This window comes from Microvirga sp. 3-52 (assembly GCF_018383585.1).
Classification (GTDB): domain Bacteria; phylum Pseudomonadota; class Alphaproteobacteria; order Rhizobiales; family Beijerinckiaceae; genus Microvirga.
On record NZ_JAHAMK010000001.1, the window covers coordinates 91,999 to 103,575 of the forward strand.

The following is an 11,577-nucleotide window of genomic DNA, read 5'->3' on the forward strand; positions in this document are numbered from 1 at the left end:
CGGAAGGGCCTGTAGCTCAATGGTTAGAGCCGGCCGCTCATAACGGTCTGGTTGCAGGTTCGAGTCCTGCCGGGCCCACCACCCCCCTGAATGACGTCGGCCAAGGGGCAATCTTCCCTTGCTCAGGAGGGTTTCAGCCCACGCCAGGGCGTTGAACGGATACCCGAGTGTTGAACAGGAGCGAATTCGTGAGCGCCTCCACCGACCGGTTCGTGCTGCGCGTATCCAAGGGTCTCGACCGGCCGATCGGCGCCCGCGAATTGGTGAGCCGGTCGAATTCGCGACCGCACCTGGGTATCGTGTAAGCTCCGGCAGACCCCGAAAGACCCTCACTGACCGATCGACAGCCCCCCATCATGCATATGACTTCGCCACGGAATTCGCCCGCCGCAGGCTTCACGGACGGCCTGCCCAATCCCGAGCGGCTCCTGGCCTTCCTTGCGATCGCCGTCGCCCTCACCATGGCGGTCCTGGACAGTGCGATCGTCAATGTGGCCCTTCCGGTTCTGGCCCGCGAGCTTCAGGTGGATCCCGCAACCGCAGTGTGGGCTGTCAATGCCTACCAGCTGGCGATCACGGTCTCCCTCCTGCCGCTGGCCTCCCTTGGGGATGCCCTGGGCTACCGGCGGATCTATTGGACAGGGCTCCTGGTCTTCACCATCGCGTCGCTCGGCTGTGCCCTTGCCGGATCCTTTCCGATGCTGATCGCCGCTCGTGTTCTGCAGGGGCTCGGGGCGGCCGGGATCATGAGCGTCAACATCGCTCTTGTCCGCTTCATCTATCCTAGCAAGCTCCTGGGCCGGGGTGTCGGGAACACGGCTCTCGTGGTGGCGGTCTCATCGGCCGCCGGTCCCACCCTGGCCGCAGCCATCCTGTCGGTCGCGTCCTGGCCCTGGCTCTTTCTGATCAACGTGCCGCTCGGGGTGTTCGCACTCATCGTCGCCGCGCGGACGCTGCCGGAGACGCCGCGATCCGCCAGGCGGCTCGACGGATGGAGCGTTCTGCTCAATGCCCTGACCTTCGGGCTCCTGATCACCGGGATCGACAGCCTCGGCGCGGGTGACCTCACCTATCCGCTGCTCGCCCTAGGCGGGGCCGTGGTGGCGGGGTTCGTGTTCGTCCGCTACCAGCTCTCGCTGCGGACGCCGCTGCTGCCCCTGGATCTTCTGCGGCGGCCGGTGTTCGCCCTCTCGATGATGACGTCGATCTGCTCGTTCGCCACCCAGTCGCTCGCCTACCTGGCGCTCCCGTTCTACTTCCACGATGAGCTGGGGCGCAGCGTCACCGAGACCGGCATGCTCATGACCCCGTGGCCCTTGGCAATTGCGGTGGCGGCTCCCATTGCCGGCCGTCTGGCCGACCGCTTCTCGCCCGGCCTGCTGGGTGGCATCGGTCTTGCCACCCTGGCTGTCGGCCTCGCCCTTCTTGCCGTGCTGCCGGACGATCCCTCGACCCTGGACATCGTCTGGCGTCTGACGATCTGCGGCCTGGGCTTCGGCCTGTTCCAGTCGCCGAACAACAAGGCCATCATCACCAGTGCGCCGCCGGAGCGCAGCGGCGGGGCGAGCGGCATGCAATCCTCGGCCCGGCTGCTGGGCCAGTCCCTGGGGGCGGCCCTGGCGGCGGTTCTCTTTGGCCTGGCTCCCGGCAACGCGACGGCCCTCATCCTGTGGCTGGGAGCCGGCCTGTCGGCGATTGGGTGTGTGACCAGCAGCCTGCGGGTCTTTAGGGACCGCCATCCAGGTCGACCCGATCCGGACCCAAAGGCCCGATGAGCACTTCCGTCGGAAGGGACGTCCTCCGTCAGAACGGTTGCAGGTCGTGCCCCACAAACACTGCCTTCCCGAAATCGCGGGTTGGCTGATCGAGCCACATGTCCTCTGTGATGGCCGCATCATCACCGGGCACGAGGTGGGTCAGGACGAGCTTCCCCACCCGGGCTGAAGCAGCAATCTTCCCGACCGCCTCGGTCAAGGTATGACTGGCCGACAGATGCTCGCGAAGCAGCCGTGCCTGGCGCAGTCCCGAGGCAAGGCGATCAATGCCATCTGGATGCAGCACCTCGTGCACCAGCACGTCTGCATCCCGGGCCAGACTGATCAGCTCCGGACATGGCGTCGTATCGCCGGACAGGACGATCGCGCGGTCGGAGGCATCTATCCTGAAGGCATAGGCATCGGCCAGCGGCGGATGGTGCACCCTCGCGGCGCTCACCCGCAAGTTCCCGTCCTCGAACAGAACGCCTCCCTCCCGGAACTCATGCACCCGAACGAGGTGCCGCGGATCGACCCGTCCCTCATCGGCGATGCGGATACCGATATCAAAGCTCATCGACTGAAGGAATCCGCGGATCAGCCCGTGCAACGGGGGTGGCCCCCAAACATCGACGGGCTCGTCCAAGCCCCCGATCCAGGCATTGTAGAGAAGGGGCCCCAGCTCAAGCGTATGATCGGAGTGGTGGTGCGTGATGAGGATCGTCCGCACCTCGTGCGGATGGAATCCGGCCTCAAGAAGCCGGCGTGTGACACCATACCCGCAGTCCACGAGGATGACCGCTCCGCCTGCCACGACGAGGTTTGCAGGATTTGCCCGGGTAATGCTGGGCCGGGGGCCACCCTTGGTGCCCAGCAGGATCAGTCTGGTGCTGTCGAGGCCCGGGATGTCGGATCGGCCATTCTCTGCGGTCATCGCACTGCTCCGGCGACAGGGCCCAGGTCGCTATTGCTCAGGGGTGAACCCGGACGCCTTGACGGCAGGGGCCCAGAGTTCAGCATCGCGGCGCAGGATGACGGCGAAGGCCTCCTGTGAAGTGCCGGTCGGTTGAAATCCCATGCGCGCGAGCCTGTCCCGGACCTCCGGCGTCCGAACGGCGTCGACGACGGCCCCATTCAAGCGGTCGAGCAGATCAGGGGCGGTGCCTTTCGGAGCGAAGAGACCATGCCAGCCCGTTCCATGGATGGCATAGCCTTCCTCCTGAAAGGTCGGCACCTCCGGCAGGAACGGTGATCGCTCCGTGCCGGATGTTGCAAGGACATGGATCCGGCCAGCCTTGTGCAGCTCGATCAACTCGCTCGTCGATGTGAAAAGCATTGGGATCTGGCCACCCAGAAGGTCCGTCATGGCCGCTGCGGTTCCTTTGTAGGGCACGTGCTTCATTCCGAGGCCCGTGGCCCGGCCGAACAGGACGGCGAAGAAGTGAGGGAGAGTGCCGGCGGCGGGCGTGCCGTAGTTCGCCTGGGCCGGATTGGACCTGATCCAGGCCGTCAATTCACCCAGCGTCCGAACCGGGACCTGTGGCCCGACGGCGACGGCGAAGTCGAAGGTCGCGATCTGCGCGACCGGCTCAAAGTCCCGGATCGGGTCGTACCCGAGGGACTGATAGACGTGCTGATACACCACCATCGGGGCTATCGGCGTTACCAGGAGGGTGCTTCCGTCCGGTTCGGAATCCTTCACGGACTTGATTCCCAGCCTGCCGGCCGCTCCGGTCCTGTTCTCCACGATGACGTTGCGCCCCAACCGGGTTTGCAGCTGCTCCGCCACGATGCGGGTTAGCGCGTCTGCGGATGCGCCGGCCGCAAACGGAAAGACGATCCGCACGGTCTCGTCGGCCCGGAGCGGGCCGGCTCCCACCAGACCGAGGAGGGCCACAACTGTCATCATGAACAAGCGAGGCATGTCACCCTCCAGGTGGTTCACCTGTACCGGCATCGATCATCGGTACCTGCAGGCTCATGCCCATGGTCGCGGCAAAGAGCTATAAAGAGAATGCCGATTTCTGTAATATCGCTATCAGAAATCGTGAAGGCCGACGATGAAGCGGGACGAGTGGCTGGCGCGAAGGATCAAGCTGCGGGACCTGAACACGCTTCGGGCCGTCGTCGAGGCTGGCAGCATGGCAAAGGCGGCGCAGGTTCTGGGCATGTCGCAGCCTGCGATATCCAAGGCTATAGCGGATCTGGAGCATGCTCTCGATGTTCCGCTGCTTGACCGATCTCCGCGTGGGGTTGCGCCAACCGAGTATGGCCGCGTCCTGCTCGACCGGGAGGCCGTCATCTTCGACGAACTGCGGCAGGGCCTTGAGCAGGTCGAGTTCCTTAAGGATCCGACCGCGGGCGAGATCAGGATCGGGGCAACGGAGCCGATGACGCTGTTCGTGTCAGCGGTGATCCAGCGGCTCTCGCAGGAATATCCCCGCGTCGTGTTCCACGTGACCGTAGGGGATACCGGGATGCTGTACCGGGAGCTACGCCACCGCAACATCGATGTGGCGGTGACACGGATGGCGGAGCCCTCGGCTGAGGATGACCTAAGGACGGAGGTTCTGCTTGAGGACCCGCTTGTCGTCATGGCCGGGCAGGGGAACCCGTGGGTGGACCGGCCCGGGGTCGAACTGGCAGACCTGATGGGCGAGCCTTGGACCTTGTCGCCGCCGGGAAGTTTTCTCAGCGGCTTCGTCGAAGAGGCCTTCCGTCACCGCGGCCTGGAGCCCCCGCAGGCCGCCGTGCTGACCCTCTCCGTTCAGATGCGGATCAATCTTTTGGCGACGGGCCGTTTTCTCAGTATTCTTCCGAGCGCGATCCTGATGTTTCCGTCCCACCATCCTGCGTTGCGGGCAGTCGCGGTTGATCTGGCTGAGACGCGGAGGCCGATCGGACTTGTGACCTTGCGTCACCGCACGCGCAGCCCTGTCACCGAACTCTTCCTCTCTGCTGCGCAGTCCCGACATAATTGGTCATAGGGCAGGTGCCGGCACCCCCCGGACCAACAGAGCCTGGTCCGCGGCGGCGCTCACTCGCCGACGTTCCTTGTGCGGCCGGAATGTGAAAGTCCGACCGAGCCCGTGCAGACGTTGAGCACAGGATATTCCGCGGTCCCGTGGTCCTGCCTTGTCATGCCCTTGGCATCATGGTGCCTGGCATTGCTCCTTCATTCAGTCTGCAATGGGCGCCCTAGCACGCTAGGGCGCCCATTCACCCAGGGAGGCGGCGCTAATCGCTGATCCGCACGGTCAGCGTTCCCAGCTTGTCGATCGAGCCAACAAGTTCGTTGCCGGGGACCACCGCGCCGACGCCCGCTGGGGTTCCGGTCAGAATGATGTCGCCTGGCTGCAGCATGAAGTACTTTGACAGATTGGCGATGATTTCCGGCACCTTCCAGATCATCAGCCTGAGGTCGGAATCCTGCTTTACCTCACCATCCACCGTGAGGCGGATGGAGCCCTCCGAGATGTGTCCGACCTGCTCGACAGGGTGAAGAGGGCCGCAAGGGCATGATTCATCGAAAGCTTTTCCAGCCTCCCAGGGAAGACCGCTTTTCCCAAGGTCCATCTGAACGTCGCGACGGGTCATGTCGAGGCCGACGCCGTAGCCATAGATGTGATCGAGTGCATCCTCGACCGGAATGTCACGTCCGCCTTTCTTGATCGCGACGACCAATTCGAGCTCGTAATGATATTTGCTCGTCATGGGAGGGTAGGAGATCGAGCTCCCGTCCGGAACGATGCTGTCGCTCGGTTTCTGGAAGAAGATCGGCGGATCCCGGGACTCGTCGCCGCCCATCTCGCGGACGTGGGCGACATAATTCCTGCCAACGCAGTAGATCCTTCGAACGGGGAATATCTGACTCGTTCCTGCCACTGGCAGAAAAGCGCGAGACGGGGGTGTTATTACACAGGAACCTGCGTCCATTGGTGTCGTCCTCAAAAGATCACCTGCATCCGGGTGTCTGTCTGCGCCGCTGATATTTTCGGCCGAGCAGGCATAAAATGTATTTTGCTGAGTCTAGGCGAGTTGTCCTTTGGTATAGTAGCGTCATGTAGTAACCTAAACTATTCTTCGTTTTATTCCGCAGCGCACAACGAAATCATTGAACTTTCGAATTTAAATTGTGCATTGCGTCAATAAAGAGCGTAGAGACAAGACTATTCTCAAATAAATAGATCATACATTTTTTGACATCCTGGCGCAGTGCATACATCATCAGTTGCCGCATCAAACGCCGGCACTGCCAATGAGCAGCAGAATGCAGGAGAGGAAACGTCAATGAAGATGAGCAAAGCTCTTGGATTAGCTGTAACGCTTACCCTTGCCCCTTGGGCGATGAGCGTCGCCAGCGCGCAGAATGCGTCCACGAAGATAACGGTGGTGCTGCCGAACCCGTCGGCCGTGAACAACTTCCCGCTCCATGTCGCGATCGGCGAGAAGATGTTCGAGAAGGAGGGGCTCGATGTGAAGGTCGAGGCCGTGGACGGCTCGTCGCAGGTCCTTCAGGCGATGTCCGCCGGCCAGGCTCAGATCGGGCAGCCCGGTCCGGCGCCCGTTCTCGCCGCCCGCGCCCGCGGCGTTGATGTGGTCTTCATCTACAATCACTTTGCGAAGTCGGTCTTCGGGGTGGTCGTTCCCGAGAAATCCGCGATCAAGTCTCCGGCCGATCTCAAAGGGGCCGTTATCGGCGTCGGCACGGCCGATGGCGCGGAAGTCGGCTTTACCCGCGCGATCCTCACGGATCTGAAGATGAGTGAAGGCAAGGACTTCACCTTCCTGCCGGTCGGCGACGGCGGCCTTGCCGCGGCTGCTTTCCTGCGCGGTGACATCAAGGCCTATGCGGCGGCTGTCAGCGATGCCGCCATCATGGAAACGCGAGGGATCGACCTGCGGGAAATCACGCCCGAGCAGTACTTGAGCTATTTCGGCAATGGCTATGCGGCGATGAAGTCGTTCATCGACCAGAATCCTCAAGCCGTCGAAAAGTTCGGCCGTGTCCTCGTCCAGGCGACGGAGTTCGGGCTGAAGCCTGAGAACAGGGAGAAGGTTCTGCAGCACACGAAAGCCGGAAACCCGCAGGAAGGCGAAGACACGAAGCTGTCGGCTGCCTTGTTCGAGCAGGTGAAGGACCGCATCACGCCGTTCGACAAGTCGAAGGGCTGGGGCTACCAGCCGCCGGAGCACTGGGAGCTGTGGCACAAGAGCGCTGTCGAATCGGGTGTTCTGAAGACGCCGCTTCCGGATCTGAAGGCCGCATACACCAACCAGTTCGTCGACGCCTGGAACAAGGGTGCGAAGTGATGGCGGTGCTTTCAATGGCTGGAGAAGCTGTTGCTCCGGTCGGCCTCATGGGCCGACCGGTGTACGAACTGCGAGGCGTGAGCAAGACTTTCGCCAGGCGCAATGTGCACGCGCTCGACAAGGTGGATCTGGTGCTGCGGGAGGGCACCTTCTCATCGATCATCGGTCCGAGCGGGTGCGGGAAGTCCACCCTGCTCAAGATCATGGCAGGCCTGCAGCCGCCGTCATCGGGCAGTGTGGTTCTCGAGGGTAAACCGGTGATGGGGCCACGCCGGGACATTGGCATGATGTTCCAGCAGGCGACCCTGTTCCCGTGGCGGACCACCCTCGAGAACATCGTGCTTCCGATCGAGATCCGCGACGGCAAGGCTGCAGCCCGCGCCAAGCATGATCAGGCGCGCCAGCTCGTGGATCTCGTCGGCCTCAAGGGCTTCGAGAGCGTCTATCCGAACGAGCTCTCCGGCGGCATGGCGCAGCGCGCAGCGATCTGCCGGATGCTGATCACGGAGCCCGCGGTCCTTCTGCTCGACGAGCCGTTCAGCGCTCTCGACGAACTGAGCCGCGATTTCATGAACATGGAGCTGCAGAGGATCTGCCTCGAACGCAATGCCACGACGTTCCTCGTGACTCACTCGATCGCCGAGGCGGTGATCCTCTCCGACGTGGTGTACGTGATGTCGCCCCGGCCAGGACGCTTCGTCGAAGCCATCACGGTAGACCTGCCCAGACCGAGGACCCTGGAAATGATGACCGATCCGCGTTTCGGCGCGCTCGTTCACCGCATCCGCAGTCATCTCGACAAGGGAGCATTCCAATGACTCAGGCACAGATCCTCGCCCCCACGCTGCCCGAGCAGACGGTTTGGGCAGAACGCGTCTCCTGGATCGACCGGGTTCCGCGTTGGGTGTCCATGCTGGCTCTTCTGATCGGCTTCCTGATCATCTGGCAGATCGTCTATCTGATCGAGCTCGTCTCGCCGATCATTCTTCCGTCTCCTCTGGAGACCATCCAAGACCTGTTCGTCGTCGGCAGGAACCTCCTGACCGGCGACTATATGCTCATGGCTCTTTGGATCACGACGCAGGAGGTTCTTCTCGGCTTCGTGATCGCTGTCGTGCTCGGCTTCGGTCTCGGCGTTCTCGTGGGTGAGACCGCATTCGGCGAGCGTGCCGTCATGCCTTATCTCGTGGCCATCAACACCATGCCGAAGGTGGCGTTCGCGCCTCTCTTCGTATCATGGCTGGGCTTCGGCATCGCATCGAAAGTGGCACTTGCCGCCTTCATCGCCTTCTTCCCTGTCATCGTGGGAACGGCGGCAGGCCTGCATGCCGCCGACCAGAACGCCCGCATGCTGTTCAAGACGATGGGGGCGACCCGTTGGCAGGCCCTGGTCCAATTGAAGCTGCCCATCGGAATGCCCCACTTCTTCTCCGGCTTGAAGAACGCCGCCGTGCTCGTCGTCGTCGGCGCCGTCGTGGGCGAATTCCTCGGCGGCGGCAAGGGATTCGGGGAGCTTATCCGCGTGGCGGCCGCCCAGCTCAATACGCCGCGCGTGTTCTCGCTGATCATCTACCTCAGCCTGCTCGGACTGGCGACGTTCTGGGTTGTCGCCTGGGCGCAGCGCCGATTCGTGTTCTGGCATAAGGAGAGCGTCACAGAGGAGACTCTTGCGCAGTAAGGGGCGTGACGATGTCCCGGGGTTGACCTGCGTCGGCCACCGGGACATTCGGCTCCGAACCAAACCTTGCGCGGGTTGCGTCATGAACAAAATCGAAAAGATAACGGCGGCAACCTCGGTCTATGAGAGGCTTCGCCAGGACATTCTGAATGGCGAGCTGCGGCCGGGGCAAAAGCTCCTGATCGACTTCGTGTCCGATCGGTATGGAACGGGCCTGAACCCGGTTCGCGAGGCACTCAACCGTCTTTCTTCCGAAGGACTGGTCGAGCGCAAGGATCAGCGCGGCTTCTTTGTGCCCCCCGTCAGCATCGAGGGCTGGCGCGAATTGGTGCAAACCCGGTGCTGGCTCGAGGGCAAGGCCCTGGAGGAGGCGATCAAGAATGGCGATCAGGCCTGGGAGGAGCGCATCGTCGTGGCCTTCCACCACCTGTCTCGGACCCCCTGGAAGCTGTCCGAGCAGGACACGAGCACCAACCCTGCCTGGGAGGACCGGCATCGGGCGTTTCACCTCGCCCTCATCGGTGCGTGCGGCTCCTCGATCCTCATCGGGATCTGCAAGGACCTGATGGATCAGGCGCAGCGATACCGCTTCATCTCCGTCGCCTCCTCGCATCGCTACCGCAACACCGTGGAGGAGCACCGCGGGATCATGGAATCCGTGCTCGACCGCAAGACGGAACTGGCCGTTGAGCGTCTCGTCGAGCACTACCAGACGACGCTCAGGCACATCGAAGATCAGATCCAGCCCTCAATCAAGGTCCGGGTCGATCCGCCTCTGCCCGGCTGACCGGATCGAGACGCTGCCGAACAGGGCGCGTCGCGAGCCACAACTCACCTCATTCCCGTTCACGAGCTCAAAGGAGCAAGGAAGTCCCATGAAGCTGCTGCGCTACGGCCCTCCCGGCCAGGAAAAACCCGGCGTTCTCGATCGCGATGGCGCCATCCGCGACCTCTCCGGCATCGTTCCGGATATTGCCGGCGACGTCCTGTCGTCGGCCGGGCTCGAGCGGCTGCGGGGTGTCGATCCCTCCACGCTGCCGCGCGTCGAAGGTGATCCGCGCATCGGCCCCTGCGTCGGGCAGGTCGGCAAGTTCATCTGCATCGGCCTCAACTATTCCGACCACGCGGCCGAATCCGGCATGGCCGTTCCGCCCGAGCCCATCATTTTCATGAAGGCGACCAGCGCCATCTGCGGGCCGAACGACGGCATTGAAATACCGCGGGCCTCCGAGAAGACGGATTGGGAGGTCGAGCTTGGCATCGTGATCGGCAAGAGCGCCAAATACGTGGACGAGGCGCAGGCGCTCGAGCACGTCGCAGGCTACTGCGTGGTCAACGACGTCTCCGAGCGTTCCTTCCAGATCGAGCGCTCGGGACAATGGACCAAGGGCAAGAGCGCCGACACGTTCGGCCCGATCGGCCCATGGCTCGTCACGCGGGACGAGATTCCCGATCCGCAGAGCCTCCATATGTGGCTGGAGGTGGATGGGAAGCGCTATCAGAACGGCAGCACGGAGACCATGGTCTATGGAGCCGCGTTCCTGGTGAGCTACCTGAGCCAGTTCATGAGTCTGCAGCCAGGCGATGTGATTGCGACGGGCACGCCGCCGGGCGTCGGGATGGGCATGAAGCCGCCGGTCTATCTGCGCCCCGGCAATCGCGTGCGACTGGGAATCGAGGGCCTTGGCCAGCAGGAGCAGCTCGTCAGGGACTGGAAGGGGCAGGATTAATCTGCCCGGGCCGATCGGGGGCGGCGGCATCATTCTGCCGTCCGCTCCGGTTGGATATCATCAGCAGGAGCGCGCGAGCGCAGGAGATGTCAATGAGGATCGGGGTCATTGGATTAGGCCGCATGGGGACGGCCCTTGCAACGCGGCTTCAGAGCTGCGGGCACGATCTCGTGGTATGGAACCGCACCTCCGACAAAGCGAAGGGCTTGGTAGAGGCCGGTGCCGAGCTGGGGGAAACACCTGCTGCGGTCGTCGGCCAATCCGAGGTGATCGTCACCTGCCTCCTGGATGAGAACGCCCTGGAGGCCGTCTTCGGCGGTGACCAGGGCATTCTGGCTGCGGACGTGAATGGCAGGCTGTTCATCGAGATGAGCACCGTTCAGCCCAAGATCCAGCAAGCCCTGGCGAAGCGGGTGACTGCGAAGGGCGGAGTCTACGTGGAGTGTCCGGTGAGCGGCTCCACAGGTCCGGCCCGGGAAGGACGGCTGATAGGTCTCGCGGGCGGATCGTCGGAGGACGTCACCCGGGCGCGCCCGATCCTGGAGCAGCTCTGCCGGCGGATCGAACATGCGGGACCTGTCGGATCAGGAACAAGCCTGAAACTGGCTGTCAACCTGCCGCTGGTGGTCTACTATCAGGCTCTGGGCGAGGCCTATTCGCTCTGCCGCCATCTCGGCCTCGAACCGGAGCGCATCGTCGACCTCTTTTCGGATACATCCGGCGGCGCCAACATTCTGAAGGCACGCGGGGCCATGATCGCGAAGGGAATGAGCGGAGACGATCCTCAGCCCGTAACCTTCGACGTGGACTCCTTTCGAAAAGACTTGCGGACCATGCTTGCGGAGGGCGTGGAGCGTGGCTTCTCGCTGCCAGTCACCGAACAGGTTCTCTCGGTTTATGAAGAAGCGAGCCGTGACGGCTGGGGCGCTCGGGATGGAACGAGCCTCGCCGGATATTGGTCGAGCCGTTCTGGAAATGGATCTTTGAAGGAGGCGAAGAAAGAACGCCGGTCAACCGGAACCGCCGACGAAACTTGACGTGCACGCTCCGAACGAGCCGGGAAACGATCCTGTCCTGCGACATGGCAGAACGGCATTGTGCC

At 63.0% G+C, this 11,577-nt stretch carries 12 protein-coding genes and 1 tRNA gene; 10 read left to right on the forward strand and 3 right to left on the reverse strand.

The window, feature by feature from the left end; genetic code table 11:
- Positions 1-5: 5 nt before the first annotated feature.
- From KHP60_RS00495 to KHP60_RS00505, 3 genes are all read left to right on the forward strand, one after another.
- Positions 6-81, forward strand: a tRNA-Ile gene (locus tag KHP60_RS00495).
- Positions 82-167: 86 nt separating this feature from the next.
- Positions 168-305, forward strand: coding sequence for a hypothetical protein (locus KHP60_RS00500; RefSeq protein WP_213561577.1), 138 nt, complete (start codon positions 168-170; stop codon positions 303-305).
- Between the two features lie 57 nt (positions 306-362).
- Positions 363-1,775, forward strand: a complete 1,413-nt coding sequence (locus KHP60_RS00505; RefSeq protein ID WP_213561578.1) for an MFS transporter — start codon at positions 363-365, stop codon at positions 1,773-1,775.
- A gap of 28 nt (positions 1,776-1,803) precedes the next feature.
- Here KHP60_RS00505 and KHP60_RS00510 read toward each other — a convergent pair whose 3' ends face one another.
- Both KHP60_RS00510 and KHP60_RS00515 read right to left on the reverse strand, forming a co-directional pair.
- On the reverse strand, positions 1,804-2,688 hold the full coding sequence (locus tag KHP60_RS00510; RefSeq protein WP_213561579.1) for an MBL fold metallo-hydrolase: 885 nt from the start codon (positions 2,686-2,688) through the stop codon (positions 1,804-1,806).
- Between the two features lie 30 nt (positions 2,689-2,718).
- Complete coding sequence (locus KHP60_RS00515) at positions 2,719-3,678, reverse strand: Bug family tripartite tricarboxylate transporter substrate binding protein (protein WP_213561580.1); 960 nt, start codon at positions 3,676-3,678, stop codon at positions 2,719-2,721.
- A 136-nt stretch (positions 3,679-3,814) separates the two neighbouring features.
- On the opposite strand from KHP60_RS00515, the gene KHP60_RS00520 reads away from it, so the two are divergent.
- Entirely contained in the window at positions 3,815-4,741 is a 927-nt protein-coding gene (locus tag KHP60_RS00520; RefSeq protein WP_213561581.1) for a LysR family transcriptional regulator, read from the forward strand.
- A 250-nt stretch (positions 4,742-4,991) separates the two neighbouring features.
- Here KHP60_RS00520 and KHP60_RS00525 read toward each other — a convergent pair whose 3' ends face one another.
- The gene (locus KHP60_RS00525) at positions 4,992-5,690 is read right to left on the reverse strand and encodes a fumarylacetoacetate hydrolase family protein (protein ID WP_213561582.1); all 699 of its coding nucleotides are present in this window, start codon (positions 5,688-5,690) and stop codon (positions 4,992-4,994) included.
- A 354-nt stretch (positions 5,691-6,044) separates the two neighbouring features.
- On the opposite strand from KHP60_RS00525, the gene KHP60_RS00530 reads away from it, so the two are divergent.
- The 6 genes from KHP60_RS00530 to KHP60_RS00555 all read left to right on the forward strand — a co-directional run bounded on the left by KHP60_RS00530 (position 6,045) and on the right by KHP60_RS00555 (position 11,512).
- Positions 6,045-7,067, forward strand: a complete 1,023-nt coding sequence (locus tag KHP60_RS00530; protein WP_213561583.1) for an ABC transporter substrate-binding protein — start codon at positions 6,045-6,047, stop codon at positions 7,065-7,067.
- Positions 7,068-7,144: 77 nt separating this feature from the next.
- Positions 7,145-7,885 (forward strand): ABC transporter ATP-binding protein, encoded by a 741-nt coding sequence (locus KHP60_RS00535; protein ID WP_311924505.1) that lies wholly within the window; start codon positions 7,145-7,147, stop codon positions 7,883-7,885.
- Positions 7,882-8,745: an ABC transporter permease gene (locus tag KHP60_RS00540; protein ID WP_213561585.1), complete on the forward strand. Its 864-nt coding sequence runs from the start codon at positions 7,882-7,884 to the stop codon at positions 8,743-8,745. Before KHP60_RS00535 ends, KHP60_RS00540 begins: the two co-directional genes overlap by 4 nt.
- An 82-nt stretch (positions 8,746-8,827) precedes the next feature.
- Positions 8,828-9,532 (forward strand): GntR family transcriptional regulator, encoded by a 705-nt coding sequence (locus tag KHP60_RS00545; protein ID WP_213561586.1) that lies wholly within the window; start codon positions 8,828-8,830, stop codon positions 9,530-9,532.
- A gap of 88 nt (positions 9,533-9,620) precedes the next feature.
- Positions 9,621-10,475 carry an ureidoglycolate lyase gene (locus KHP60_RS00550; RefSeq protein WP_213561587.1) on the forward strand — a complete coding sequence of 285 codons (855 nt, stop codon included), beginning with the start codon at positions 9,621-9,623 and terminating at the stop codon, positions 10,473-10,475.
- 92 nt (positions 10,476-10,567) lie between these two features.
- Positions 10,568-11,512 carry an NAD(P)-dependent oxidoreductase gene (locus KHP60_RS00555; protein ID WP_213561588.1) on the forward strand — a complete coding sequence of 315 codons (945 nt, stop codon included), beginning with the start codon at positions 10,568-10,570 and terminating at the stop codon, positions 11,510-11,512.
- The last annotated feature ends 65 nt before the right edge of the window (positions 11,513-11,577 follow it).

Bases quoted from the DNA above. Each gene is read 5' to 3' on its own strand.
- KHP60_RS00555 (WP_213561588.1), top strand. From the start codon at position 10,568: ATGAGGATCGGGGTCATTGGATTAGGCCGCATGGGGACGGCCCTTGCA.
- KHP60_RS00510 (WP_213561579.1), bottom strand. From the start codon at position 2,688: ATGACCGCAGAGAATGGCCGATCCGACATCCCGGGCCTCGACAGCACC.
- KHP60_RS00520 (WP_213561581.1), top strand. From the start codon at position 3,815: ATGAAGCGGGACGAGTGGCTGGCGCGAAGGATCAAGCTGCGGGACCTG.
- KHP60_RS00545 (WP_213561586.1), top strand. From the start codon at position 8,828: ATGAACAAAATCGAAAAGATAACGGCGGCAACCTCGGTCTATGAGAGG.
- KHP60_RS00515 (WP_213561580.1), bottom strand. From the start codon at position 3,678: ATGCCTCGCTTGTTCATGATGACAGTTGTGGCCCTCCTCGGTCTGGTG.
- KHP60_RS00540 (WP_213561585.1), top strand. From the start codon at position 7,882: ATGACTCAGGCACAGATCCTCGCCCCCACGCTGCCCGAGCAGACGGTT.
- KHP60_RS00525 (WP_213561582.1), bottom strand. From the start codon at position 5,690: ATGGACGCAGGTTCCTGTGTAATAACACCCCCGTCTCGCGCTTTTCTG.
- KHP60_RS00530 (WP_213561583.1), top strand. From the start codon at position 6,045: ATGAAGATGAGCAAAGCTCTTGGATTAGCTGTAACGCTTACCCTTGCC.
- KHP60_RS00505 (WP_213561578.1), top strand. From the start codon at position 363: ATGACTTCGCCACGGAATTCGCCCGCCGCAGGCTTCACGGACGGCCTG.
- KHP60_RS00550 (WP_213561587.1), top strand. From the start codon at position 9,621: ATGAAGCTGCTGCGCTACGGCCCTCCCGGCCAGGAAAAACCCGGCGTT.